At 59.7% G+C, this 25556-nt stretch carries 26 protein-coding genes and 1 tRNA gene; 7 read left to right on the top strand and 20 right to left on the bottom strand.

Annotated elements, in window-relative coordinates; genetic code table 11:
* Window positions 1–10: 10 nt before the first annotated feature.
* Window positions 11–943, bottom strand: a complete 933-nt coding sequence (locus HX786_RS20825) for an ABC transporter permease (RefSeq protein WP_178912540.1) — start codon at window positions 941–943, stop codon at window positions 11–13.
* Window positions 940–2643 carry an ABC transporter substrate-binding protein gene (locus HX786_RS20820; protein ID WP_177028845.1) on the bottom strand — a complete coding sequence of 568 codons (1704 nt, stop codon included), beginning with the start codon at window positions 2641–2643 and terminating at the stop codon, window positions 940–942. The genes HX786_RS20825 and HX786_RS20820 overlap by 4 nt, the downstream gene beginning before the upstream one ends.
* A 433-nt stretch (window positions 2644–3076) precedes the next feature.
* Here HX786_RS20820 and HX786_RS20815 point away from each other — a divergent pair, with 433 nt between their 5' ends.
* The 3 genes from HX786_RS20815 (at window position 3077) to HX786_RS20805 (ending at window position 6931) form a co-directional block, all read left to right on the top strand.
* Window positions 3077–5227: a TonB-dependent receptor gene (locus HX786_RS20815; RefSeq protein WP_178912539.1), complete on the top strand. Its 2151-nt coding sequence runs from the start codon at window positions 3077–3079 to the stop codon at window positions 5225–5227.
* A gap of 92 nt (window positions 5228–5319) precedes the next feature.
* Window positions 5320–6060, top strand: coding sequence for an SDR family NAD(P)-dependent oxidoreductase (locus HX786_RS20810; protein WP_177035841.1), 741 nt, complete (start codon window positions 5320–5322; stop codon window positions 6058–6060).
* A 28-nt stretch (window positions 6061–6088) separates the two neighbouring features.
* Window positions 6089–6931 carry a CmcJ/NvfI family oxidoreductase gene (locus HX786_RS20805; RefSeq protein WP_178912538.1) on the top strand — a complete coding sequence of 281 codons (843 nt, stop codon included), beginning with the start codon at window positions 6089–6091 and terminating at the stop codon, window positions 6929–6931.
* Window positions 6932–6972: 41 nt separating this feature from the next.
* Here the strand turns inward: HX786_RS20805 and HX786_RS20800 are convergent.
* From HX786_RS20800 to thrS, 9 genes are all read right to left on the bottom strand, one after another.
* Window positions 6973–7049 (bottom strand) — tRNA-Pro (locus HX786_RS20800).
* A gap of 90 nt (window positions 7050–7139) precedes the next feature.
* On the bottom strand, window positions 7140–7496 hold the full coding sequence (locus HX786_RS20795) for a MerR family transcriptional regulator (RefSeq protein ID WP_003219935.1): 357 nt from the start codon (window positions 7494–7496) through the stop codon (window positions 7140–7142).
* The gene (gene ihfA / locus HX786_RS20790) at window positions 7477–7779 is read right to left on the bottom strand and encodes an integration host factor subunit alpha (protein WP_002553164.1); all 303 of its coding nucleotides are present in this window, start codon (window positions 7777–7779) and stop codon (window positions 7477–7479) included. The genes HX786_RS20795 and ihfA overlap by 20 nt, the downstream gene beginning before the upstream one ends.
* Before the next feature lie 3 nt (window positions 7780–7782).
* Complete coding sequence (gene pheT / locus HX786_RS20785) at window positions 7783–10161, bottom strand: phenylalanine--tRNA ligase subunit beta (protein ID WP_178912537.1); 2379 nt, start codon at window positions 10159–10161, stop codon at window positions 7783–7785.
* 26 nt (window positions 10162–10187) lie between these two features.
* Window positions 10188–11204, bottom strand: a complete 1017-nt coding sequence (pheS, locus tag HX786_RS20780) for a phenylalanine--tRNA ligase subunit alpha (protein WP_003219939.1) — start codon at window positions 11202–11204, stop codon at window positions 10188–10190.
* A 109-nt stretch (window positions 11205–11313) separates the two neighbouring features.
* On the bottom strand, window positions 11314–11670 hold the full coding sequence (gene rplT / locus HX786_RS20775; RefSeq protein WP_003219940.1) for a 50S ribosomal protein L20: 357 nt from the start codon (window positions 11668–11670) through the stop codon (window positions 11314–11316).
* Between the two features lie 28 nt (window positions 11671–11698).
* Complete coding sequence (gene rpmI, locus HX786_RS20770; RefSeq protein WP_002553160.1) at window positions 11699–11893, bottom strand: 50S ribosomal protein L35; 195 nt, start codon at window positions 11891–11893, stop codon at window positions 11699–11701.
* A gap of 59 nt (window positions 11894–11952) precedes the next feature.
* Window positions 11953–12504 (bottom strand): translation initiation factor IF-3, encoded by a 552-nt coding sequence (infC, locus tag HX786_RS20765; protein ID WP_169875357.1) that lies wholly within the window; start codon window positions 12502–12504, stop codon window positions 11953–11955.
* Window positions 12504–14426, bottom strand: coding sequence for a threonine--tRNA ligase (gene thrS / locus HX786_RS20760; protein WP_003219944.1), 1923 nt, complete (start codon window positions 14424–14426; stop codon window positions 12504–12506). Before thrS ends, infC begins: the two co-directional genes overlap by 1 nt.
* Before the next feature lie 364 nt (window positions 14427–14790).
* Here thrS and HX786_RS20755 point away from each other — a divergent pair, with 364 nt between their 5' ends.
* Entirely contained in the window at window positions 14791–15105 is a 315-nt protein-coding gene (locus HX786_RS20755) for a hypothetical protein (RefSeq protein ID WP_080673250.1), read from the top strand.
* Window positions 15106–15394: 289 nt separating this feature from the next.
* Window positions 15395–15607 (top strand): cold-shock protein, encoded by a 213-nt coding sequence (locus HX786_RS20750; protein WP_003179963.1) that lies wholly within the window; start codon window positions 15395–15397, stop codon window positions 15605–15607.
* 73 nt (window positions 15608–15680) lie between these two features.
* Here HX786_RS20750 and HX786_RS20745 read toward each other — a convergent pair whose 3' ends face one another.
* The gene (locus tag HX786_RS20745; RefSeq protein ID WP_008438688.1) at window positions 15681–16001 is read right to left on the bottom strand and encodes an I78 family peptidase inhibitor; all 321 of its coding nucleotides are present in this window, start codon (window positions 15999–16001) and stop codon (window positions 15681–15683) included.
* A gap of 147 nt (window positions 16002–16148) precedes the next feature.
* Window positions 16149–16454, bottom strand: a complete 306-nt coding sequence (locus tag HX786_RS20740; RefSeq protein WP_177040466.1) for a hypothetical protein — start codon at window positions 16452–16454, stop codon at window positions 16149–16151.
* Window positions 16455–16596: 142 nt separating this feature from the next.
* Between HX786_RS20740 and HX786_RS20735 the strand changes: the two genes are divergently transcribed.
* Window positions 16597–16809, top strand: a complete 213-nt coding sequence (locus HX786_RS20735) for a hypothetical protein (protein WP_076014608.1) — start codon at window positions 16597–16599, stop codon at window positions 16807–16809.
* A gap of 33 nt (window positions 16810–16842) precedes the next feature.
* On the opposite strand, the gene HX786_RS20730 is transcribed toward HX786_RS20735, so the two are convergent.
* Genes HX786_RS20730 through HX786_RS20700 form a run of 7 tightly spaced genes read right to left on the bottom strand, consistent with a single transcriptional unit; the run spans window position 16843 to window position 23811 of the window.
* On the bottom strand, window positions 16843–17871 hold the full coding sequence (locus tag HX786_RS20730; protein ID WP_003219953.1) for a nucleoside hydrolase: 1029 nt from the start codon (window positions 17869–17871) through the stop codon (window positions 16843–16845).
* Between the two features lie 26 nt (window positions 17872–17897).
* Window positions 17898–18302, bottom strand: coding sequence for a D-ribose pyranase (gene rbsD, locus HX786_RS20725; protein ID WP_008438690.1), 405 nt, complete (start codon window positions 18300–18302; stop codon window positions 17898–17900).
* The gene (gene rbsK / locus HX786_RS20720) at window positions 18299–19216 is read right to left on the bottom strand and encodes a ribokinase (protein WP_008438691.1); all 918 of its coding nucleotides are present in this window, start codon (window positions 19214–19216) and stop codon (window positions 18299–18301) included. Before rbsK ends, rbsD begins: the two co-directional genes overlap by 4 nt.
* 23 nt (window positions 19217–19239) lie before the next feature.
* Complete coding sequence (locus HX786_RS20715) at window positions 19240–20262, bottom strand: LacI family DNA-binding transcriptional regulator (protein ID WP_003219958.1); 1023 nt, start codon at window positions 20260–20262, stop codon at window positions 19240–19242.
* Between the two features lie 3 nt (window positions 20263–20265).
* Window positions 20266–21243: an ABC transporter permease gene (locus tag HX786_RS20710; protein ID WP_003219960.1), complete on the bottom strand. Its 978-nt coding sequence runs from the start codon at window positions 21241–21243 to the stop codon at window positions 20266–20268.
* Window positions 21240–22793, bottom strand: coding sequence for a sugar ABC transporter ATP-binding protein (locus HX786_RS20705; RefSeq protein WP_008438693.1), 1554 nt, complete (start codon window positions 22791–22793; stop codon window positions 21240–21242). The genes HX786_RS20710 and HX786_RS20705 overlap by 4 nt, the downstream gene beginning before the upstream one ends.
* Window positions 22794–22851: 58 nt before the next feature.
* Entirely contained in the window at window positions 22852–23811 is a 960-nt protein-coding gene (locus HX786_RS20700; protein ID WP_003219963.1) for a sugar ABC transporter substrate-binding protein, read from the bottom strand.
* Between the two features lie 566 nt (window positions 23812–24377).
* On the opposite strand from HX786_RS20700, the gene HX786_RS20695 reads away from it, so the two are divergent.
* Window positions 24378–25466 carry an asparaginase gene (locus HX786_RS20695; RefSeq protein WP_003219965.1) on the top strand — a complete coding sequence of 363 codons (1089 nt, stop codon included), beginning with the start codon at window positions 24378–24380 and terminating at the stop codon, window positions 25464–25466.
* Window positions 25467–25556 lie beyond the last annotated feature (90 nt).

Here is a 25556-nt window from a genome sequence, read left to right as displayed (position 1 = left end):
TCAAAGGCACTCACGCTTGGTTGGCCCGAGGGTCAATCCAGCGGTTGATCAAATCGACGGCCAGGTTCACCAGCACATAGACGGTGGCGGCCAGCAAGGTCACGCCCAGCACCACCGGCACGTCTTTGTTGCTGGTGGCATCGAGCATCAAGCGCCCGATGCCCTGGCGTGCAAACAGCAATTCCACCACCACCGCGCCGCCCAGCAGGCTGGCGAACACGAACCCGGCCAGGGTCACCAACGGCACCAGCGCATGGCGCAAGGCATGACGCAGGCGCACAGCGGTTTCGGACAAGCCACGGGCACGGGCCATGGCAATAAAGGGTTGTTCGAGGGTGTCTTCCAGGGACTGGCGCAGCAGCTGGGTCAGCACTGCCGCCACCGGCAACGCCAGCGCGATCGAGGGCAGGATCAATGAGCGCCAGCCAACGGAACCGGAGGGCGGCAACCAGTGCCAATGAAACGAAAACACCAGCAACAACAGCATCCCGATCACAAACGAAGGTGCTGAAGACAGCACCAGCTCGCTGCCTGAAACGGCTGAACGCACCCAACGCGAACGGTTGGCGGTGAGGATCGCGCACACCAGGGCCAATACCACCGCCAGAAACGCCGCGCTCAGGGACAGTTGAATGGTTGCGCCGATCTGCTCGGCAATCGCCTGCTGCACCGGGATGCGCAAGCGATAGGACTCGCCCAGGTCGCCATGGGCCAGGCGCACCAGGTAATTGCCGTATTGCACGATGAGGGGTTGGTCCAGGCCGTACTCGGCACGCACCCGGGCCAGCAGCTCCGGGGTGGGCATCGAATCCGGCCCGCCGAGGATTGCCAGCGCCGTGTCACCGCCGCTGAAATTGACCGCGAGGAACGTCAGCGTCGCCGCGCCCCACAGCACGCCAATGCCCGCCAGCAGGCGCCAGGCGATGGATTTGAACAGGCTCATGGTTGCCCCCGGTCCAGCCAGATGCTGGTGAAGAACGGTACGTTGTGGGAGGTATCGAAAATCACGCCCTGGACCTGCCGGCCATACGCGGTGAGCACCTGGCTTTCCACCGAAGGCACCGCCGGGACGGTTTCGGTCAGGCGCTTTTGCGCCTCGCCATAGAGCGCCTGCAATTGCACCGGGTCGCGGGATTGGCGGGCGGCGCTGAGCACGCGATCCAGTTCGGCATCACGGAAGCGCCCGACGTTCTGGCCGATGATCTTGTCGGTGCTGATGGCCTGGCTGTGATAGAGCACGAACAGGCCATCGGGTGTGTTGGTGTGCCAGTAACCGCCCGCCAGCGCCTGGAACTTCCCGGCGTAGCGTTTCTCGGTCACGCGGGTCAGCGGCAGCATTTCGATGGGCATCTCGAAGCCGACTTTTTTCAGGTCGGCCTGGATGGCCACCGAAACGCTGGCGGGAAACGCCGGGTTGTCATAGGACAGCATCGTTGCATTCAGGCGCTGCCCGTCCTTGGTTCGATAGCCCTGGGCATCGCGCCCGGTCCAGCCGGCCTCGTCCAGCAGCGCATTGGCGGCTTTCACGTCGTAGGCCAGGGCGTCGTTGTTGGGTTGATAAAACCGGGTGTTGGCCGCCAGGAAATCCGCCTTGGCGATGTATTCGCCGAAGCCGGAAATCCACGCCAACCCTTCGCGGTCAATGGCCTTGGCCACTGCGCGACGCACCCGTACATCGTCGAACGGTGGCTGCTCGACGTTGAAGGTCATGCTGCGGCTCGGGTTTCCCTTGCGAATCCGGCTGCGCATCACCAGGTCGGGGTTGGCGCGGATGGCGGCGGCATTCTGGGCCGGTGCATCAAGCGCGAAATCCGACTGGCCGGACTCTAGCGCCGTGAAGCGGATCATGGCTTCGGGGACGTAGCTCAGTTCGATACGGTCCAGGTAGGCCTCGCCCGCGTGGCGCGTCACCGGTGGCGCCCAGTTGTAGCCGGGGCGCTTGATGAACACCGCGCCCTGGTCACGGGTGTAGCTCTGCAACGTAAACGGCCCGCTGCCGATGGGGTGCTCGGCGATGGTCTTCGGCGCCTCGCGAATCTGCCTGGGGGAGATCATGCTCAGCCAGGACTGCGCCAGCACATCCAGGAACGGCGTATAGGGTTCGCGCAAATGGGCTTCGAAGGTGTAGTCGTCGATGACCTTGCCATCCAGGTACGGCGCGATATAGGCCGCGGCCAGTGGGGACTTGGTCGCCGGGTCGCGCATGTGGTCCAGGTTGGTTTGCAGCGCCTGGGCATTGAATTTCTCGCCGTCGCTGAAGGTCACGTCGTCGCGCAGGTGAAAGGTGTAGGTCTTGCCGTCGTCGGAGATGTCCCAGGAGCGAGCCAGCCACGGGCTGATATTGCCCTGCTCGTCCTGGTACACCAGGCAATCGAAGAGAATCCGGCCCATCCACTGGATGTTGCCGTTAGACAGTGCGTGAACATCGAAACTGCCGGCGTCGGAGGCGGCTGAGACGCGCAAAGTTCCGCCACTGCGCCCCGGTGACGACTCATGAAAGTCCGTCGCCGAATAAGTCACTACACCGTTGGTGACCGTGCCATCAGCCGCAGACGTTTCATGTTTCGGTGCCGCAGCCGGTGAGCAGGCATTGACTGCCAGGCACAGTGAAATAACCGCCGAAAGTTTCAGGATGGTTGTCAATGACACTTCCTTAGAGGAACTCGATGAACACTGAAAGTTTGCAATTACGGGATGTAATGCAGTGAGCATGCCAGTCTTCAAGAAACGCCATATTGACCATGAAACCGGCGCAAAACCCTTGTAAAACGGGGCAAACACTGCCAAACACTTATATGGTTATACCCGTTATACACCCTGAGATTGTTGGTAGCCTTACACACTGCTTATCAACTGTTGCGTTCGAGACAGCTGCGGCAATCCCAGGCATTAAAGTTGACTGTTGAGAATCAAACACCGACTCAAAACAAAGTATCCCGCAGAACACTTAACCTTAACTAAGCGCGCGTATTCCTTGGCCAATAGTCTTGGCATAGAAACTGCTCAGAGCGAAACAGGCATGACTATTCGAATAGAAAGCTGGGGCTCTTTTATCTATTCACAAGGAACACGCTTAATGGATCCAATCTTTCGGGGAGAGTTGCAAAAGTTGACACTTGCCGTGCGGCAAGCAACTTGGCTGGCGATGGTGGGGCTGGGCTCAGCCCTGGTTTTTTCCGCCAGTGTGCAGGCAGATGATGAGGTCACACCGACGACCGGAACACGGCTAAAGACGGTGACAGTAGAGGCACAAAAAATCACGCCCGTTGAGGCAGCCAAAAGTCAGCTGTCCGAAGTGCCAGGCGGCACCAGCGTGGTCGACAGCGAACAGGTGGCCAAGGGACGCACCGCCACCTTGCAGGACACCCTCGCCTATCAGCCGGGCGTGTTCGTGCAGTCCACCGGCGGCAACGACGCGGCCAAGATCTCCATCCGTGGCTCGGGCGCCAACACCTCGCCGGGGTATTTCCGTGAGGGCATCAAGTTCCTGTTCGACGGCCTGCCGATCACCGGCCCGGGCGGCACACCCTACGAATTCCTCAACGGCTCGGGGGTGAACTACACCGAGATCCTGCGGGGTGCCAACGCCTTCCAGTACGGCGCACTGAGCCTTGGCGGCGCCATCAACTTCGTCAACCAGACCGGTTACACCGCACCCGGGCTGCGGGTGCGGGCGGAAACCGGGAGCTACGGCTACAACAAGCAAAGCCTGAGTGTCGGCGGCGTCGAGGGTGCGTTCGATTACTACCTGAATGCCGACAACTACCGCAGCGACGGTTACCGCGACTACAGTCTGTCGAAAAGCCAGGGCGTAGTGGCCAACTTTGGCTACCGCTTCAGCCCGCAACTCGAAACCCGGGTGATGCTGCGTTACCGCGACGAGTTCCACAACGACCCGAGCGCCACCACCCTGGATGCGGTCAGGCACCACTCCGACCGCGCCAGTGCCACCGCCGAAAGCAGCGGCGCCGGCAGCCGTCGCCCCGGCAGCGTATGGCTGGGCAGCAAGACCACCTACACCTTTGAGGACGACGCCACCCTGTCGGTGGGTTTCGTCTACTACCAGTACGCCCACAACAACAGCCCGAACAGCCCGAGCAACCCCAGCTACTGGGACTGGCATGACCTGAGCGCGGTGATCAACTACGACCGCCACGACACCCTGTTCGGCCACGAAAGCCGCTCCAGCCTGGCCTTCACCTCCACCGAGCACCTCAAGGGCCAGGTCGACTCCACCTTCGCCAACAAACAGACGCGCAAGTTCGTCGACTACAGCTCCTCGTTCGATCACGTGTTCTCCGTGGGCAACGACCTGGAACTGGTAGACGGCCTGTGGCTGACCAGTGGCGTCTCGGCGATCAACGTCCGCCGCCATGCCGACGTCAAGGAAGCCCTGGTGGCCAACACCACCACCTACCCGAGCGATGTGACCTACGACAACTGGAGCCTGGCACCGCGAGTGGGCGTGCGTTACGAGTTCAACCCACAACTGCAAGTGTTTGCCAACGTCAGCCGATCCGTCGATCCACCGGCGTCCTGGGAATACTCCGGCTCCGGGCCGACCACGCCGTACGTACGGCCGCTGGTGGAACAGAAAGCCAACACCGTGGAAATCGGGATCAAGGGTTCGTCGGGCATCTTCGACGGCAGCCTGGCGCTCTACCGCTCATGGGTGAAAGATGAATTGCTCAACGTGCAGATCATCCCGGCCACCTCCACCGCTGCTGCGGTCACCGGTGCATTCAACGCCACGCCGACGATCCACCAAGGCATCGAGGCCGGCTTGAATACACGCCTGTGGGAAAACACCTCGGGTGAAAAAATCACCCTGCGCCAGGTGTATACCTATAACGACTTCTACTACCGCCACGACCCGACCTTCGGCGACAACCAACTGCCGGGGATTCCGAAGCATATCTATCAGGGCGAAGTGCAGTATCAGCACCCGGCGGGCTTCTATACCGGGGTGAATGTGCAATCGGCTTCGCGTACGGCGGTGGACTATGCGAACAGCTTCTATGCGCCCTCCTACACAATCTTCGGGGCGAACGTGGGGTATGAAACGCCGAGCAAGGACTGGAAGGTGTCGCTGGATTTGAAGAACCTGACCAATCAGAAATACGTGACGGCGGTGCAGCCGTTGTATGACGCGAAGGGGCAGGATACGGCGTCGTTGTATCCGGGGGATGGGATTGGGGCTTATGTGGCGGTGGAAATGCGCTATTGAGTCAGCGCATAACCTTAGCTGTCGATGTTCTTATTCCTCACGCCCGGCGATGGGTAAATTGTTAGCCACGTATCTCATTGAGGAAGTGGCTAATGTCTGAGTCTCGATCCGAGCCTGTGGTGTGGGTTGCTGGTGTGGGTGCCGTGGCCGGCCTGGGAGCGGCGCTGGCGCGACGCTTCGCGCGGGAGGGTTTGCAGGTGGCTGTCAGCGGCAGGAGCCCGGACAAGTTGCAGGCTGTGGTCGAGGGCATCCGTGCGCTCGGCGGGGAGGCGGTGGCTATCGTGGCGGACTCGGGAATCGAGTCCGAGGTGATCGCCGCCAGCCAGCAGATCAGCCAGTTGGGCCCCCTCAAGGCCGCGATCTTCAATGTCGGCAACTCCGTCGCAGCGCCGACCCTGGAGTTGAGCGCGCAGTTGTTCGAGCAGACCTGGCGGGCATCGACCCTGGGTGGCTTCCTGTTTGCCCGCGAGGCCACCCGCTTGCTGCTCGACAGTGGTGGCGGCAGCCTGTTGTTCACCGGGGCTACCGCTTCATTGCGAGGCAAGCCACCGTTCGCCGCCTTTGCTGCCGCGAAGGCGGGCTTGCGCTCACTGAGCCAGTCATTTGCCCGCGAGTTCGGGCCACAAAACGTGCACGTCGCCCATGTGGTCATCGATGGCGCCATCGACGGTGAGCGCGTGCAAAGCCGGGCCCCCGATTACCTGGCGCGACTGGGGGAAGACGGTGCGCTGAAACTCGAAGACATCGCCGACGCCTATTGGTACCTGCACACCCAACCGCGCAGCGCCTGGACCCAGGAACTGGACCTGCGGCCCTTCAAGGAACCCTTCTGAAAACCGCCTCACGGCTGGAGGATTGTTCATGGGAACTCATCAGACTCATCTCGCCCCGCCATCGGTCATCGGCGAACTCAACTACCTGCTGGACACCGGCGAGCGACCGGTGAACTACACCTTCCCGCAGCCAGACGGCACACCCAAGCGCAACGGCGTGCTGGACCCCACCCAAGTGAGTATTCACAACGCCCGGTCGCTCGACGAACCGGCTTGTCTGGATCGCAACGGTTTCGAAAGGATCGACCACACCAGCTCGGTGCCTGACCTGGAAAACGATGATCAGGTCCGTGAACACTACTATCCGGAAACCGAAGCCTTGCTCAAGCAACAGACCGGTGCGGTGAAAGTGGTGATCTTCGACCACACCATCCGGGTGGACGAGCCTGGACGCGAGGACCGCGGGCTGCGTGAGCCGGTGCGGTACGTGCATAACGACCAGACCGAGCGCTCGGCGATTCGCAGGGTACGTGATCATTTGCCTGCGGATGAGGCTGAACAGCGGCTGCTGGAACGGTTTGCGATTATTAACGTCTGGCGGCCGATTGGTGCGCCGGTCCTGAGCACCCCACTCGCCCTGTGCGATGCGCAAAGCATGGCCGAGAGCGACTTGCTGCCCAGCGACCTGGTGTATCGGGACAAGGTTGGCGAGACTTTTTCGGTCAAGGCCAATCCCGCACATCGCTGGTATTACTACCCGCAGTTGCGGCCGGATGAAGTGCTGCTGTTGAAGATCCATGACTCGCGTAGCGATGTTGCAAGGCGCAGCGCACATACGGCGTTTGATGACCCGACTACGCCGGTGGATGCACCGCCAAGGAGGAGTATCGAGGTGCGGGCGTTGGTGTTTTTTGGGAATGCAGGGAAATAAAAAAGGCCGCGAGATAAATCTCGCGGCCCTTTTAAATTATATGGTCGGGACGGAGTGATTCGAACACTCGACCCCTAGCACCCCATGCTAGTGCGCTACCGGACTGCGCTACGCCCCGACTAGGCGTGTTACTGGGTTCGCTTCGCAACGAAGCGATCAGGAATATACCGCAAGCTTTTGAAATGTGGAAGTATTTTAAAAGCCGGAATTACTTCTTCAAAACCACCAGCACATCTTCGAGTTCGGAGATCATCTGGCGGATCATTTGCTTGTATTGGGTGGTGTCGTCTTTGGCTTCATCACCGGACATACGCTGGCGCGCGCCGCTGATGGTGAACCCCTGGTCGTACAGCAACGCACGGATCTGTCGGATCATCAGCACATCCTGGCGCTGATAATACCGACGGTTCCCGGTGCGTTTGACGGGGTTGAGTTGAGGAAACTCCTGCTCCCAATAGCGCAGCACGTGCGGCTTTACCGCACAGAGCTCGCTGACTTCACCAATGGTGAAGTAGCGTTTGCCTGGGATGACGGGCAGTTCGTCGTTATGACTTGGTTCCAGCATAAGCCTCAACTCGGGCCTTCAACTTCTGCCCTGGACGAAAGGTGACCACACGGCGAGCCGTGATCGGGATTTCTTCTCCCGTTTTTGGATTGCGGCCAGGCCGCTGGCGTTTGTCCCGCAGGTCAAAATTGCCGAAACCGGACAATTTGACCTGTTCGTTGTCTTCAAGTGCGTGCCTGATTTCTTCAAAGAACAGCTCGACCAATTCCTTGGCCTCGCGCTTGTTCAGGCCCAGCTCTTCATACAGACGTTCCGCCATCTCAGCTTTCGTCAAAGCCCCCATACGTCACTTCCTTAACGTGGCGTTCAACCTTTGTTCGAGCGAGGTGAGGATATTTTGCGTCGTCGTATTCACCTCATCGTCATTAAGAGTGCGCGATGGATGCTGCCAGGTCAAGCCAACTGCAAGGCTTTTTCTATGCGGATCAATGCCTTTACCCTGATAGACGTCAAATAGCCTGAGGTCTGTCAGCCATTCCCCTGCATTTTCACGGATTACGTCCAGAACAGCACTGGCCGCAACACCTTGATCGGCAATCAGCGCCAGATCACGTCGTACTTCAGGGAAACGCGACAACTCGCTGAATTTAGGCATTTTGCCCGAGGCCACTTCAGCCAAGACTAGCTCAAAAACGAAGACTGGACGGTCCAGCCCCAAGGTTTTCGACAGTTCCGGGTGAATCGCGCCAACGAAGCCCACCAGGCGACCTTCACGTTCGATACGGGCGGTCTGGCCCGGGTGCAACGCCGGGTGTTTGCCAGGGGTGAAAGTGAAGGCATCCAGCGCACCGGCAAAGCCCAGCACCGCTTCCACATCGGCCTTGACGTCGAAGAAGTCGACGGTGTCGCGACCTTGTGCCCAGCCTTCAGGCAGACGGCTGCCGCAAACCACACCAGCCAGCATCGGCTCTTGCTTCAGGCCATCCAGCTGACCGACGAAACGCAGGCCGCTTTCGAACATGCGCACGCGGTCTTGCTGACGGTTCAGGTTGTGGGACAGCGCCTTCACCAGACCCGGCCACAGCGACGAGCGCATGGCGGCCATGTCGTTGGAGATCGGGTTAGCCAGCAACAGCGGCTCGACACCCGGGTTGAACAGTTCGAATTGCTTTGGATCGATGAAGCTGTAGGTCACCGCTTCCTGATAACCACGGGCAACCAGCAGGCGACGCAGTTCCGGCAGGTGTGCACGGGCTTCGGCTTTCGGCTGCGGCGCCAGGCGCGCTTGCGGGTAACGAACCGGCAGGCGGTTGTAGCCGTACAGGCGGGCCAGTTCTTCGATCAGGTCGACTTCCAGGCTGATATCGAAGCGATGGCTTGGCACTTCTACGTGCCACTGCCCTGCTTCACCGGCCGAGATGCCGAGGCCGAGTGCCGACAGCAGGCGCTCGATTTCAACCGGCTCGATCACCAGGCCGAGCATTTGCTCAACGGCCTTGGCGCGCAGGATGATCGGTGCAACCGACGGCAGGTGCTGTTCGCTGACGGTTTCGATGATCGGGCCGGCTTCGCCGCCAGTGATTTCCAGCAGCAGGCCAGTGGCGCGCTCCATGGCTTCACGGGCCAGCTGCCAGTCCACGCCACGCTCGTAGCGGTGCGAGGCGTCGGTGTGCAGGCCGTAGGAACGGGCCTTGCCAGCGATGGCGATCTGATCGAAGAAAGCGCTTTCGAGAAAGATGTCGCGAGTGGTTGCGGACACGCCGCTGTGCTCCCCCCCCATCACGCCGGCAATCGCCAGGGCGCGGGAATGGTCAGCGATCACCAGGGTGTCGGCACGCAGGCTGACTTCCTGGCCGTCGAGCAGTACCAGCTTCTCGCCTTCCTCGGCCATGCGCACGCGGATGCCGCCGTTGATTTCGGCGAGATCGAAGGCGTGCAGCGGTTGGCCCAGTTCCAGCATCACGTAGTTGGTGATGTCGACGGCAGCGTCGATGCTGCGCACTTCGGAACGGCGCAGGCGCTCAACCATCCACAGCGGGGTTGGCTTGGACAGGTCGACGTTACGGATCACGCGACCCAGGTAACGTGGGCAGGCGTTGGGGGCCAGCACTTCGATCAAACGCACTTCGTCGTGCACGGCAGGTACCGCTGCAACCACCGGGCGGGTCACGGTCGCGGCGTACAGTGCGCCGACTTCACGCGCCAGGCCCGCCAGCGACAGGCAGTCGCCGCGGTTCGGGGTCAGGTCGACCTCGATGCTGGCATCTTCCAGTTCCAGATAGACACGGATGTCCTGGCCCACTGGCGCGTCGGCCGGCAGTTCCATCAGGCCATCGTTGCCTTCACCGACCTGCAGCTCCGCCTGGGAGCACAGCATGCCGTTGGACTCAACGCCACGCAGCTTGGCCTTCTTGATCTTGAAGTCGCCTGGCAGCTCGGCACCGATCATGGCGAACGGGATTTTCAGGCCCGGGCGCACGTTTGGCGCTCCGCACACGACCTGGAAGGTTTCCGCGCCGTTGCTGACCTGGCACACACGCAACTTGTCAGCGTCCGGGTGTTGCTCGGTGCTCAGCACCTCGCCCACTACCACGCCACTGAAAACACCGGCGGCCGGCGTAACGCTATCGACCTCAAGGCCGGCCATCGACAGACGAGCAACCAGCTCGTCGCGACTTACCTGCGGGCTTACCCAGCCACGCAGCCATTGTTCACTGAATTTCATCCTGCTCTCCTAAAGATCCGTTACGACTAGCGAAATTGCGCGAGGAACCGCAAGTCGTTGTCGAAGAACAGACGCAAGTCGTTCACGCCGTAACGCAGCATGGCCAGACGCTCAACGCCCATGCCGAAGGCAAAGCCCGAGAATTCTTCCGGGTCGATCCCGGACATGCGCAGCACGTTGGGGTGAACCATGCCGCAACCCATCACTTCCAGCCAGCCGGTCTGTTTGCAGACGCGGCAGCCTTTACCGCTGCACATCACGCATTCCATATCGACTTCAGCGGATGGCTCGGTGAACGGGAAGAATGAAGGACGGAAACGTACCGCCAGCTCCTTCTCGAAGAACACCCGCAGGAACTCTTCGATGGTGCCTTTGAGGTCGGCGAAGTTGATGTCGCGATCAACCAGCAGGCCTTCGACCTGGTGGAACATCGGCGAGTGGGTGATATCGGAGTCGCTGCGATACACACGGCCTGGGCAGACGATGCGGATCGGCGGCTTCTGCGATTCCATGGTGCGGACCTGTACCGGCGAGGTATGGGTGCGCAGCAGCATGTTCGCGTTGAAATAGAAGGTGTCATGCATCGACCGGGCCGGGTGGTGGCCTGGGATGTTGAGCGCCTCGAAGTTGTGATAGTCGTCTTCGACCTCAGGGCCTTCGGCAATGCCGTAGCCGATGTGGGTGAAGAACTGCTCGATACGTTCCAGAGTCCGGGTAATCGGATGCAGGCCGCCCGAGGTCTGGCCACGGCCAGGCAGGGTCACGTCAATGGATTCGGCGGCGAGCTTGGCCGCAAGATCAGCCTCCTCGAGCGACGCCTTGCGCGCATTGAGAACCTCTGTAACACGCTCCTTGGCCACGTTGATCAGCGCACCGACTTGCGGACGCTCTTCAGCCGGCAAATTCCCCAGGGTCTTCATCACCTGAGTCAATTCACCCTTTTTGCCAAGGTAGTGAACCCGGATTTGCTCCAGGGCATTGATATCTTCTGCGCTTTGCACAGCCTCTAGTGCTTGAGAGACCAGCGCATCCAGGTTTTCCATGTACAGACTCCAGATACAAAATAGGGGAAGAGCTTGAAGGCTCTTCCCCTATTTAAGACGTTTAACACCGTGGGCCGCGGAAGCGACCCAGGGTGACTGTCGGGGGTACTTAAGCCAAGGTGGCTTTAGCTTTCTCGACAATCGCAGCAAACGCCGCTTTTTCGTTCACTGCCAGATCAGCCAGAACCTTACGGTCGATCTCGATGGACGCTTTTTTCAGGCCAGCGATGAAACGGCTGTAGGACAGACCGTTAACACGTGCACCAGCGTTGATACGAGCGATCCACAGAGCGCGGAACTGACGTTTTTTCTGACGACGGTCACGGTAGGCGTATTGGCCAGCCTTGATAACCGCTTGCTTGGCAACACGGAATACGCGTGAACGCGCGCCGTAGTAGCCTTTAGCAAGTTTCAGAATTTTCTTGTGGCGCTTACGCGCCATGACGCCACGCTTTACACGAGCCATGAGTTACTTCCTCTATTCTTGACTAAAATTAACGAAGGCGCAGCATGCGCTCGACTTTTGCCACGTCAGACGGATGCAGCAAGCTGCTACCGCGCAGTTGACGCTTACGCTTGGTCGACATTTTAGTCAGGATGTGGCTCTTGAAAGCGTGCTTGTGCTTGATACCGTTAGCAGTTTTCAGAAACCGCTTAGCAGCACCACTTTTAGTTTTCATCTTTGGCATGTTCGGTACTCCGCATTCAGTTGATAAACATAATCAGAAGGCCTGCCGTGCCCTATTGATTACTTCTTCTTTTTCGGGGCGATGACCATAATAAGCTGGCGTCCTTCCATCTTAGGATGCTGTTCGACCGAACCGTACTCGAGCAGGTCAGCTTCAACCCGCTTGAGGAGTTCCATCCCCAGCTCCTGGTGGGCCATCTCACGGCCGCGGAATCGCAAGGATACCTTGGCCCTGTCCCCATCACTCAGGAAACGTACCAGGTTGCGCAGTTTTACCTGGTAATCCCCTTCCTCCGTCCCTGGACGAAACTTGATTTCTTTTACTTGAATCTGCTTCTGGTTCTTCTTCGCCGCGGCAATCTGCTTCTTCTTCTCGAAGATCGACTTGCCGTAGTCCATCACCCGGCAAACGGGTGGGATTGCGTCGGCGGAGATTTCCACCAGGTCCAATTTGGACTCTTCAGCAATACGAAGCGCTTCATCAATCGAGACGATGCCAATCTGCTCGCCGTCAGCGCCAATTAACCGAACCTCGCGTGCCGAGATATTCTCGTTGATCGGGGCTTTCGGTGCAGCTCGTTTATCTTGTCTCATTTCACGCTTAATAATAATTACTCCGAATCTGGGCGACCACGCCGGGAAACCGCTTGCGCGAGGAACTCAGCGAACTGGGCGACGGGCATCGAGCCCAGGTCAGCACCTTCACGAGTACGCACAGCGACAGTCTGCATCTCGACTTCCCGATCTCCGATAACCAAAAGATAGGGAACCTTGAGCAAAGTATGCTCGCGGATTTTAAAGCCGATCTTTTCATTTCTCAAGTCGGACTTGGCACGAAATCCGCTTTCATTGAGAGTTTTTTCAACTTCAGCGGCAAAATCTGCCTGTTTATCAGTGATATTCATGATCACTGCCTGGGTCGGAGCCAGCCACGCAGGGAATGCACCCTCGTAGTGCTCGATCAGGATCCCGACGAACCGTTCGAACGAGCCGAGGATCGCCCGGTGCAGCATAACCGGGTGTTTACGGCTGTTGTCTTCGGAGACGTATTCGGCTCCCAGACGGATCGGCAGGTTAAAATCGAGCTGCAGGGTACCACACTGCCAGACGCGACCAAGGCAATCTTTCAGCGAGAACTCGATCTTCGGACCGTAGAACGCGCCCTCGCCCGGCTGCAAGTCGTATGCAAGCCCCGCACTGTCCAGCGCTGCGGCCAGTGCAGCTTCGGCGCGATCCCACAGCTCGTCGGAACCGACGCGTTTTTCCGGACGAGTGGACAGCTTCATCTCGACTTCGGTGAAACCGAAATCGCGGTACACGTCCATGGTCAGCTTGATGAACGCAGCGGATTCGGCCTGCATCTGCTCTTCGGTGCAGAAGATGTGGGCGTCATCCTGAGTGAAGCCGCGCACGCGCATGATGCCGTGCAGTGCACCCGATGGCTCGTTACGGTGGCAGGCACCGAACTCGGCCAGGCGCATCGGCAACTCGCGGTAGCTCTTCAGGCCCTGGTTGAACACCTGTACGTGGCACGGGCAGTTCATCGGCTTGATGGCGTAGTCGCGGTTTTCCGACTGGGTGGTGAACATGTTGTCGGCGTAGTTGGCCCAGTGCCCGGATTTCTCCCACAGGCTGCGGTCAACGACTTGCGGCGTCTTGATCTCCAGGTAGCCGTTGTCGCGCTGAACCTTGCGCATGTACTGCTCGAGCACCTGGTACAGGGTCCAGCCGTTCGGGTGCCAGAACACCATGCCCGGCGCTTCTTCCTGGAGGTGGAACAGGTTCAGGCGCTTGCCGATCTTGCGATGGTCGCGTTTTTCGGCTTCTTCGATGCGCTGGATGTAGGCCGCCAGCTGCTTCTTGTCAGCCCAGGCAGTGCCGTAGATCCGCTGCAGTTGTTCGTTCTTCGCGTCACCGCGCCAGTAGGCACCGGACAGCTTGGTCAGCTTGAACGACTTGAGGAAGCGTGTGTTCGGCACGTGCGGGCCACGGCACATGTCGACATATTCTTCGTGGTAATACAGGCCCATGGCCTGCTCGTCCGGCATGTCTTCCACCAGGCGCAGCTTGTAGTCTTCGCCGCGGGCGGTGAACACGTCGATCACTTCGGCACGCGGAGTGACTTTCTTGATGACGTCGTAATCTTTTTCGATCAGCGCGTGCATGCGCTGCTCGATGGCCGCCAGGTCGTCCGGGGTGAAAGGACGCTCGTAGGCGATGTCGTAATAGAAGCCTTCGTCGATGACCGGGCCGATGACCATCTTCGCGGTTGGGTACAGTTGCTTGACCGCATGGCCAATCAGGTGCGCGCAAGAGTGGCGAATGATCTCCAGCCCCTCTTGATCCTTGGGCGTAATGATTTGCAGGCTGGCATCGCCGGTGATCAGGTCGCTGGCGTCAACCAGCTTGCCGTCGACCTTGCCGGCCACGGTGGCCTTGGCCAGGCCGGCACCAATGGATGCGGCGACCTCGGCTACGGAAACCGAATGATCGAATGAACGTTGACTGCCGTCGGGAAGAGTAATAGTTGGCATGGCGCCTCCTCTCCTAGTGGTGACCCCTACCAAAGGTCACGTGGGTTGGGATGAGCCAGTACAAGATCCAATACCAGGCCGTTCAGTGATGAACGCCTGCCTTACAGCGGCAGGAGCCTTTCGGCCAACCGATAATCGAACCAGAGTGACTGGAGTTAAACAAAAAAGACCTTGGCAAGGCGGCATAGGGCGCGCCGGAAAATAGCCAAGCGAAAGATGCTAGCACAGATGAACGGTCATGGCGCCGAAGCCGCTTCACGAAATGAAAATTCCCGGCTTTTAAGGGCAAAAGTGAACTTGAACTGTACGGCAACCCTCAAACACACCGAGAATCGCCGTTCGTCCACGACTCCAGGAGCATTTGATTATGCGTTTTACCTCGACTTTCGCCCTTGCTGCATCCCTGACCCTCATGTCCCTGGGTGCGCACGCCGCAGCCCCGTCGAACTGGCCTGCCGGTGCGCGGGACAGCTTCATCAAGGATTGCAGCGCAGCCGCCCAGCAAAGTGTTGATGCCAAAACCGCCAAAGACCATTGTGAATGTGGCGCGGACAAAATCAATGCCGAATTGAGCAGTGCCGAAATCAAGGAACTCATGACCAACCAGAACGCAGATCCCGCGCTCAAGACCAAAGCTGTGACGGCTATTTCGTCCTGCAAAGTCGTGAAGAAAAAGTAATTTTTACACCCTGCCAGACCGGCTGAAGGACCAGAAATCGCCATGAAAACTGCCATTTCTCACAAATTACGCAGCTTTTACGGCTTTTTTTAACAGCTGATATTTCGCCTGAAAGCCCCGTAGATCGGGGCTTTCAGCCAGCCAAGGCATGAAACACAACGCGATTGATTAGCAAACAATGCCTTGGGGGGGCTCCCAAGCCGAACATTTCGACTATGATAGCTCGGTGTGCCCAGTTGGCCTGAGCAGCACAGCACTACTGAAAATATATGTTTCTTGGAGATACACCATGTCTAATCGCCAAACCGGCACCGTTAAATGGTTCAACGATGAAAAAGGCTTCGGCTTCATCACTCCTCAAGGTGGCGGTGACGACCTGTTCGTACACTTCAAAGCTATCGAAAGCGACGGTTTCAAAAGCCTGAAAGAAGGCCAAACCGTTTCCTTCGTGGCTGAGAAAGGCCAAAAGGGTATGCAAGCTGCACAGGTTCGCCCAGAGTAATTCTGCGCCGAACTAAAAAAACCCCGTCCATGTGACGGGGTTTTTTATGGCCTGGAGAAAAGCGCTGGAGCAATCAGCCGCAATTGACCCGATTGATCACAAGATTGTCATCGGTATTGAGGTTCAGGCGATCGGAGCGGTATTCCAGCGTGACCATGTCATCTGGCTTGAGAATGCGTGCGTTCTGCGCTCCGGCGCGGCTACGGGCCTGTTCCAGCAATTGTGGCGAAGCTTTCTGGCCGATTGCGAACTCGGCAGCCTTCGCCTCACAGCGGCTATGACCAGCATCGGTCACAGCAGTGTCTTTGGCTGGCTCAGAGGTACCCGGGGTGCTGCAACCCGACAAGGCGAGCGCAGCCAACAAAGTACCGAATGATGCGAGCTTCCAAGGCATGAAGCCTCCTTTGAGAAAAAATGGACAGAGATCGTGCGACCGTGGTTTGGCCGATTGGTTTCAGAATTGTCACAATTGGCTGTGGGCCAGTCTGCCTGAGTCGACACCGGGCGCTGGCGAATCAATCGTCACCAGATATGAACGCACTCAGTAGATGTCGATGTAATCAAACGGCGGGGTTGGCCAATTCTGCTTGAGCGCGTTGAAAATCTGCATCACCCACACCTCGTCGCTGGCTGCGACGTTGCCGACATAACCCGAACCCGCCGCCCAGGTCTCCAGGCGAAACAGAAGGCCGTCGATATCGACGCCACCCACCACGCCCGAAGAAATGTAGGCAATGCCGGCCTTGGTAACGCGCAATTGGGTGTGAACGTTGTCACTGGCGGACGCAAGCAGCTGCCGCACAGCGTCCAGCGTCAGGTTGACGGGGTTGTTCAAGTCGATCTGCACGCGGTTTGCCCTGGCAATTAAACAAGCGGACAGTGTCGCACAGCCCTCCCCTCATGCCTAAGTAGCAGTGCCAAACACGGCGCAAAATGGTTAACTCCACACGCAGAACGCACTAACCGCCTTTCAGCCTCGCGAGACACCCATGACCATCGTCACGATCCACGCCGACATCAAAGCCAAGTGGCCCCAAGGGCAAAGCTCCTATAGCCCGGGCAGCCCGGAGGAGTTGGCAATCATCGGTATCGACCTGCTGGTCAAGGAACTGGGCACACAGGCCGCGCAGGCATTCATCGGCCAGGTATTCGAGAAATACCCGGCCGATCACATGGGGGCGCCAGACCCCGAGCGCGAATAAGACCCGGCCGACGAACGTCGACCGGCAGGCTGTTTACTTCAGGCGACCAAGGCGTTCGGTCAGCAGATCGAAGAAGCCCTGGGCATCGCCATTTTCAACCCAGAACGCGTTCTTCGGTTGTTTCAGGCCATCGTACCAGTCGACGATGGTCTGGCCGAAGGTCGGGCCTTCACGGCTGTCCACCACCACGTTGACCTCACGGCCGCTGAACAGCGCAGGCTTGAGCAGGTAGGCAATGACGGTAGCGTCATGCACCGGGCCGCCCGGGATGCCGTAGTGCTCCATGTCGCCCTTGACGTATTCATTGAGAATATCGCCCACCACCTTGCTCGCGTTGTTGTTCAGCGCAGCGATTTGCTTCAGGCGTGCGTCGCTGGTCAGGACCTTGTGGGTCACGTCCAACGGCAGGTAGGTCAGCTTGACGCCGCTCTTGAGCACGATCTCGGCCGCGATCGGGTCGGCGAACAGGTTGAACTCGGCCACCGGCGTGATATTGCCGCCGTTGAAGTGCGCGCCGCCCATCACCACCACTTCCTTGATGCCTTGAGTGATCTCCGGCGCCTGGGTCAATGCCAGCGCCAGGTTGGTCTGCGGACCGAGCATGGCGATGGTGATGCTGTGGGGCTTGGCGGTGCTGAGGGTCTTGATCAGGTAATCAACGGCATTGCCTTCGGCCAGGCCTTTTTTCGGCTCATGCACGGTGACGCCGGAGATGCCTTCCTTGCCATGGATGTTTTCAGCGTAGATCGGCGTGCGCAGCATCGGTTTCGGTGCACCGGCATATACCGGGATGTCCTCGCGCCCTGCCCATTCGCGGGCCAGGCGTGCGTTGCGGGAGGTCTTGTCGAGGCGCACGTTACCGGCAACGGTGGTCAGCGCGCGGATCTGCAGTTCATCGGGCGAAGCCATGGCGAACAGCAAGGCAACCACGTCGTCGGCACCGGGGTCGGTGTCGATGATCAGGTCGATTTTTTCCGCCGCGTGGGCGCTTGCAGCAGTTAGCACGGACAAAAGCAGCACACTCCGGAACAGGTGTCGCAGGGTTTGGGTACCACGTTGCATGACGCACTCCTTGTCGTTGGGGAATTCTAGAACGTTACGCCGGAAACCAGCGCGATATTGCAGTAGGGCTGGCACTCGCCGGTGCGCACCACCGCCCTCGCCTTGCGGCTGAGCTGCTTGAACTCTTCATGGCTGACCAGGCGGCGCTCGCCGAGGGCGGCCTGTTCGGTCAGGGTATTGAGATCCGCCAGGGCCGGCGGTTGCTTGAGCAGGATTTCTTCCGCGAGCACGTGGCTTTCCACCTGCATCTCGCTGAGGACGATGCGCAAGGTACTGACGAAATCCGGAATGCCTTTGGTCAGCGCCAGGTCGATCAGCTCGACACCCGGCGGCACCGGCAAGCCGGCATCACCGATCACCAGAATGTCGCCATGGCCAAGGGATGCGATCACCCGCGACAGCGCGATATTGAGCAAGGGAGTCTTTTTCATGAGGGCACAAAACCTTGGACGTCATGCAATGTGGGAATAGAGGGTTGCGCACCCGCGCGGGTCACGGACAGCGCGGCGGCTACCTGGCCGAAACGAATGGCCTCGGCCTCGCTCCTGCCGTTGGCCAGCGCGGCTGCGAAACCGCCGACGAAGGTGTCACCGGCAGCCGTGGTATCGACCGCCTTGACCTTGGGCGCGACCAGGTGCTCGAAGCCTTGGCCATCGGCAAACAACGCGCCTTCGGAGCCGAGGGTAATGATCACTTTGCCAGCACCGGCCTTGATCAGGCGTGTGGCGGCGGCCTTGGCGCTGTCCAGCGAGTCGACCACCACGCCGCTCAAGGCCGAGGCTTCGCTTTCATTGGGAATCAGGTAGTCGATGGCGGCGTACCAATCCTCGGGCAGCGGACCACTGGCCGGCGCCGGGTTCAGGATCACCGTCTTGCCCAGCTCGCGACCGCGCTTGAGGGCATGGCCGACAGTCTCCATCGGCGTTTCCAGCTGGCAGACAATCACGTCGGCAGCCTGCAGCACACTGTCAAATGCCTGTAATTTGGCTGGGGTCAGCTCGCCATTGCTACCGGCGACAATAACGATCGCATTCTGGCTGCTGTCATCCACCACGATCAGCGCCACGCCGCTGGAACCGTCGACGGTGCTGACGGCCTGGCAATCAATGCCCTCCACCAGCAACGCGTCGCGCAATTGCGCGCCATAGGCATCGGTGCCCACGCAGCCGACCATGGCGACCTCAGCCCCGAGGCGCGCCGAAGCGACCGCCTGGTTCGCGCCCTTGCCGCCGGGAACGGTGGAAAACGATTGGCCGATCAGGGTTTCACCGGCGCGGGGCAGCCGACTGGCCCGGGTGACCAGGTCCATGTTCAGGCTGCCTATTACCACTACTTTTGCTGGCATACATCAGTACTCATCAATTCGGTTCAGCGGTATTGGGCAAACACACCGGCCAACGGCGCCGTCGACTCGCGCAGGACAATACTCGGCGTCACGATGCGTTGATCGATCGGCAATTGGGGTGTCGCAATTCGTCGCAGTAAAAGCTCGGCCGCCATCTCTCCCAGCTGCAGGATCGACTGGCCCACGGTGGTCAGCGCCGGGTACACGTACTGGCTCATCTGGATATCATCAAACCCGATCACCGACAGCTCACCGGGCACCCGGATATTACGTTCGGCAGCGGCGCGCAAGACGCCGAAGCCAATCATGTCGTTGCCGGCAAAAATCGCGCTGGGGGGATTATCCGCCAGCAATTGCGCCGCGGCCGCGTAACCACCGGTACTGGTGAAATCACTTTCCAGCACACGGCCGGCCGGCACTTCGAGCCCCGCCTCGGCCAAGGCGCGGTAGTAGCCCGCCATCCGCATTTGCGCCACGCGGGTATGACTCGGGCCACCAATGCAGGCAATGTCGCGATGACCCAGATCGAGCAAGTGCCGGGTCGCCAGGTAAGCACCCTGTTCGTGGTCGATGCGCACCAGGTCGACATCGATCCCGTCCAGTGCACGGTCGACGATGACCATCGGCGTGCGCACCGCCTTGAGGCCTGTCGCCAGGCCGCTGTCGTCGCCGCCCACCGAGGTCACGATCAAGCCGTCGATGCGTTTTTCCAGCAGCACCCTCAGGTAGCTGCGCTGCTTTTCGGCATTATCGTCGGAGTTGCAGAGGATCACGCAATAGCCGTTACGCTCGCAGTAATCCTCGATGCCCCGGGCCAGTTCCGCAAAATACGGGTTGAGGCTGTTGGGCACCAACAGGCCGATGGTGGCTGTGGTCTTGGCCTTCAGCGAGCGCGCGACCGCACTGGGCACATAGTCGAGCTGCTTGATGGCCGCCTCGACCTTGATCCGTACCGGCTCGCTGACCGGGCGCGTCTTGTTCACCACATGAGACACCGTGGTGTAGGAAATCCCCGCCAGCGCGGCCACATCCTTGATCGTTGCCATGGCTCAGGCTCGCCGACTGGCGCGCTGGCTGCGGTAAGTATCGAGCACCACCGCGATCACGATCACGGCACCGGTGATGATACGTTTGGTCGGCTCGGTGGCGCCAATCTGCGCCAGCCCTGCCGCCAGTACCGAGATGATCAGCACGCCGAAGAAGGTACTGATGACCGAGCCACGCCCGCCCATCAGGCTGGTGCCGCCGATCACTACCGCAGCGATCACTTGCAGCTCCAGGCCGGAACCGGCGTTGGGATCGGCCGCTTCCAGGCGCGAAATCTGGAACAGCGCCGCCACACCCGCCAGCAGGCCCATCAGGCTGAACACCAGGATCTTGTAGGGCTTGGGATTGATACCCGCCAGGCGCACGGCCTCTTCGTTGGTGCCGATGCCGATCAGGTAGCGACCGAACACGGTACGGGTCAGCACCAGCTGCGCGGCGATGATCACCAGCAACGCGATGATGAACGAAGGTGAAATGCCGAAGGCCACCGGGTTGGACAGCCAGGCAAACGAATCACCGATGTATGCGGTACGCGAGCCGGTCATCTGGTACGCCACGCCGCGCGCCATTTCCAGCACGCCGAGGGACACGATGAACGACGGGATCCGCCAGGCCACTGTGATCGAACCGGTAATGGTCCCGGCCAACGCGGCGCAGCCCATGCCCAGTACGGCTGCCGGCAACACACTCCAGCCCCAGCCGAGAATCGCCACGCTGACGGCCGATGCGGCCAGGGCCAGCACGGAGCCTACCGACAGGTCGATGCCGCCGATGATCAGCACGAAGGTCATGCCGACTGCCAACACCATCAGGTCGGGAATCTGGTTGGCCAGGGTGCTGAAGGTGTCGTACGAGAGGAAGTGGTCGCTCAGGAACGAGAACAGCGCAATCATCGCCAGCAAGGCGCCGGCCAGGCCCAGGTAGGTGCCCAGGCCATAGAAGTTGCCGCCACGTTTTGCGGGGGAGGAAGTGGTTTTCATGGGGTATTCCTAGGCGCTGCGTCGTTGAGCAGCGCATCACGTTTCTGATAGCCGGCAAAAGCAGCGGCAAGCAATTCGTCCTGGGTCCAGCTGTCGCGCTCGAAGGTCTCGATCAGGCGCCCGGCGGAAAGTACGCCGATGCGGTCGCAGATAAGCATCAACTCACGCAGGTCGCTGGACACCACCACCAGCGCCTTGCCCTGGCGGGTCAGGTCGCCGAGCAACGCATAGATATCGAATTTGGCGCCGACGTCGATGCCTCGGGTCGGTTCATCGAACAGCATCACCGCGCAATCGCGCTCCAGCCAGCGGCCAATCACCACCTTCTGCTGGTTGCCACCCGACAGCTCGGACACCAGCTGCGCCGGACTGGAACTGCGGATACGCATGGCGTCGACCTGGCGCTTGGCCAAGGCCGTTTCGTCACGACTGTTCACCAGGCCACCGCTGGACACCTTCGGCATGTTGCCCAAGGCAATGTTGGCGCCGATGGATTGGGTCAGCAGCAGGCCTTCGCCCTTGCGGTCTTCGGTGATCAGGGCGATGCCATGGCCAACCGCGTCGACGGGCGAGCGAATGCTGACGACTTGCGCAGGTGTGCCCAGGGCAACGGTGCCGCTGTCGGCCAGGTCGGCGCCGAAGATCAGGCGCAGCAACTCCGTACGGCCCGCACCGATCAGGCCGGAGATGCCGTAGATTTCGCCGGCACGCACTTCAAACGACACGTCGCGGACCTTGTCCGAGCGGGTCAGGCCTTTTACCGTCAACAGCGGCGCGCCGATGGTGCGCGGGCCCAGGTCGATTTTCTCGCCCAGTTCGCGGCCCACCATCAGCGTGACCAGTTGCTCACTGTTGTAGTTGGCCATCGGCTCGACACACACCAGCTTGCCGTCACGCAGCACCGCAATGCGCTGGGCAACCCGGGCCAGTTCTTCGAGCCGGTGGGAAATATAGATAATCGCCACGCCCCGGGCCTGCAGGCGGGTGATTTGTTCGAACAGCATCTCGACTTCACGGGCGGTCAGCATCGCCGTAGGTTCATCGAGGATCAGTACGTGGCAGTCGCCAATCAGGTTGCGGGCGATCTCGACCATCTGTTGGTGGCCGATGCCGAGGCTGCCGACCAGGGTGTCCGGGTCGATAGCGTCCAGGCCGACCTGGGCCATGGCTTCAATGGCGGCCTTGCGCAGTTGCTTGCGGCTGATCCAGCCACCGTGGCTGGGCAGGTTATCGAGGAACAGGTTTTCAGCGACCGTCAGGGTTGGCAGCAGGTTAAGCTCCTGCATGACCATGCGGATGCCCTGCTCTTCAGCCTGGGTCCGGCTGCCTGGCGTGTAGGCCTGGCCATTGAACTGCATCTGGCCGTCGGTCGGGGTGACCAGCCCGCCGATGATTTTCGACAGGGTGCTTTTCCCCGCGCCATTCTCACCGGTAAGCGCCAACACTTCCCCACGATTGAGCGTCAGGGTGATGTCGGACAGAACCGGTTGGGCATAGGTCTTGCCGATACCGCTGACCGAGAGGACAGCGTTCGGTGCGGAAGATGACATAGGAACGTCTCCAGGCGTCCGCTCGGGTGAGCGGACGCTGTTTTGTGCTGCCGGGGAATTACTTCTTGAGGATGAGTTCGACCGGGGTTTCGATCATGCCATCCACGGCATCGACTTTTTCACCCTTGACCAGCTTCAGAGCGTTCTGGATACCGAAAACGGCTTGCTGGGCAGCAGCCTGGTCGGCGGTGGCCAGGACACGGCCGTCCTGCAGCATCGGCTTGATGGCCTCGATGTTGTCGTAGCCTACGACCAGCACCTTGCCAGCCTTGCCGGCGCCACGTACGGCGGATACTGCGCCCAGTGCCATGTTGTCGTTACCGGCCAGCAGTGCCTTGATGTTCGGGTTTGCCTGGAGCATGGCAGCGGCAATCGCGTTGCCCTTGTCGATTTCCCACTCACCGGATTGGGTGGAGACGATCTTCATGCCGGCGGCATCCATCGCGTCCTTGAAGCCAGCGGTACGCTGCTGGGCGTTGGTGGTGGTGGACACACCTTCGATGATGCCAACCTGGTCACCCTTGGTGAGGTGCTTGGCCAGTTCTTCACCGACCAGGCGCGCGCCCTTGCGGTTGTCTGGACCTACGAACGGGATATCAAGGTTTTTGCTTTTCAGTACATCCACATCAAGACGGTTGTCGATGTTGACGATCTTGATGCCTTTGTCGGAGGCCTTTTTCAGCACGGTGACCAGGGCTTTCGAATCGGCGGGAGCAATGACGATCGCGTCAACCTTGGACAGGATCATCTGATTGACGATATCGATCTGTGCACTGGTATCGGTTTCGTTCTTGATCCCGTTGGTGATCATGTCGAAATCGGCGGCGTGGGCCTTCTGGTATTCCTTGGCACCGTCCTGCATGGTGACGAAGAATTCGTTGGCGAGGGATTTCATGACCAGGCCGACCTTGGGTTTGGCGGCGGTCTCGGCAGCAAATGCAGAGGAAAGAGGCAGGGCAGCGGATGCGGCAGCAAGCACAGCGACAGCAAGAAGACGTCCAGCAAATGGCAGCTTCATGGGTTCACTCCGATCTTATGATTATTGTGAGCAACGCTTGCACCGAAGAACGCTTCGGCAGCCAACCCACCCGGGCGGCTGATACGAGCTTTCACGACACTCGAGGAGCACCCCGTGAAACATCTCGCAAACGTTTGCGTTAGGTCAAACTATGAGAAGCTTGTCGAGATTTGTCAACGGGAGAAAACAGCCTTTTGGTGAATCCGCTTTACGCCCTGCCCTCGAAGCCATCCGGTCCCCCCTTTAAACATCCGCGTTGCTGGATCGTTCTCTGAAACGACAGGTCGCGGCGTGCCTCCTGCGTTTAAAACCAAACTTTTCCGTCATCCTTTTCGGACAACCGAACACCCGTGCACCGCTTTGTTCGGAAAGCCGGACAGAAGACCAAGCCATTTACTTACAAATCAAACAAATATAGATATAAATCAATAGGTTAAATTCTATTGCCAAACAAAATCCCGCTGGTACAAATCCTGCTCTTACTCAGCACCTCGTGGCGCTCAGAACCGCCCGGGTGTTTCTAGATGAACCTGCATCAGCACTCATCAAAACTAGAGAGAAGAATAATGAAATCTGCGTTGAAAACTTTCGTACCGGGCGCGTTAGCCCTCCTGCTGTTGTTCCCCGTTGCCGCTCAGGCAAAAGAAGCTGAAACCCAGCAAAAACTGTCCAACGTGGTGATCCTTGCCACCGGCGGCACCATCGCCGGCGCCGGCGCCAGCGCGGCCAACAGTGCGACCTACCAGGCCGCCAAGGTCGGCATCGAACAATTGATCGCCGGTGTTCCTGAGCTTAGCCAGATCGCCAATGTCCGCGGCGAACAAGTATTGCAAATTGCCTCCGAAAGCATCACCAACGAAAACCTCCTGCAACTGGGTCGTCGTGTCGCCGAACTGGCCGACAGCAAGGACGTCGACGGCATCGTGATCACCCACGGTACCGACACCCTGGAAGAGACTGCCTACTTCCTCAACCTGGTGGAAAAGACCGACAAGCCAATCGTCGTGGTCGGCTCGATGCGCCCAGGCACTGCCATGTCGGCTGATGGCATGCTCAACCTGTACAACGCCGTTGCCGTCGCCGGCAGCAAGGACGCCCGCGGCAAAGGCGTACTGGTGACCATGAACGACGAGATCCAGTCGGGTCGCGACGTCAGCAAGATGATCAACATCAAGACTGAAGCGTTCAAGAGCCCATGGGGCCCGCTGGGCATGGTGGTAGAAGGCAAATCCTACTGGTTCCGCCTGCCAGCCAAGCGTCACACCATGAACTCGGAATTCGACATCAAGACCATCAAAAGCCTGCCGGACGTCGAAATCGCCTATTCCTATGGCAACGTAAGCGACACCGCCTACAAGGCCCTGGCCCAGGCCGGCGCGAAAGCCATCATCCACGCCGGTACCGGCAATGGTTCGGTGTCGTCCAAGGTGGTGCCTGCCCTGCAGGAACTGCGCAAGCAAGGCGTACAGATCATTCGCTCTTCCCACGTGAATGCCGGTGGTTTCGTTCTGCGTAACGCCGAACAACCAGACGACAAATACGACTGGGTAGTTGCCCATGACCTGAACCCGCAGAAAGCCCGCATCCTGGCCATGGTCGCCCTGACCAAGACCCAGGACAGCAAGGAACTGCAACGGATGTTCTGGGAATATTGATCGCTCCCGGGCCCGGCCGGCAACGGTTGGGCCATCCCGCTCGTGGCGTACCGCGAGCGGGTCTGATTTCCCCCGCTTTATCCCCCGCGC

Origin of the sequence: Pseudomonas sp. 21615526 (genome assembly GCF_013386245.1) — a bacterium.
GTDB lineage: Bacteria > Pseudomonadota > Gammaproteobacteria > Pseudomonadales > Pseudomonadaceae > Aquipseudomonas.
This window is presented reverse-complemented; position numbering and strand designations above follow the sequence as displayed.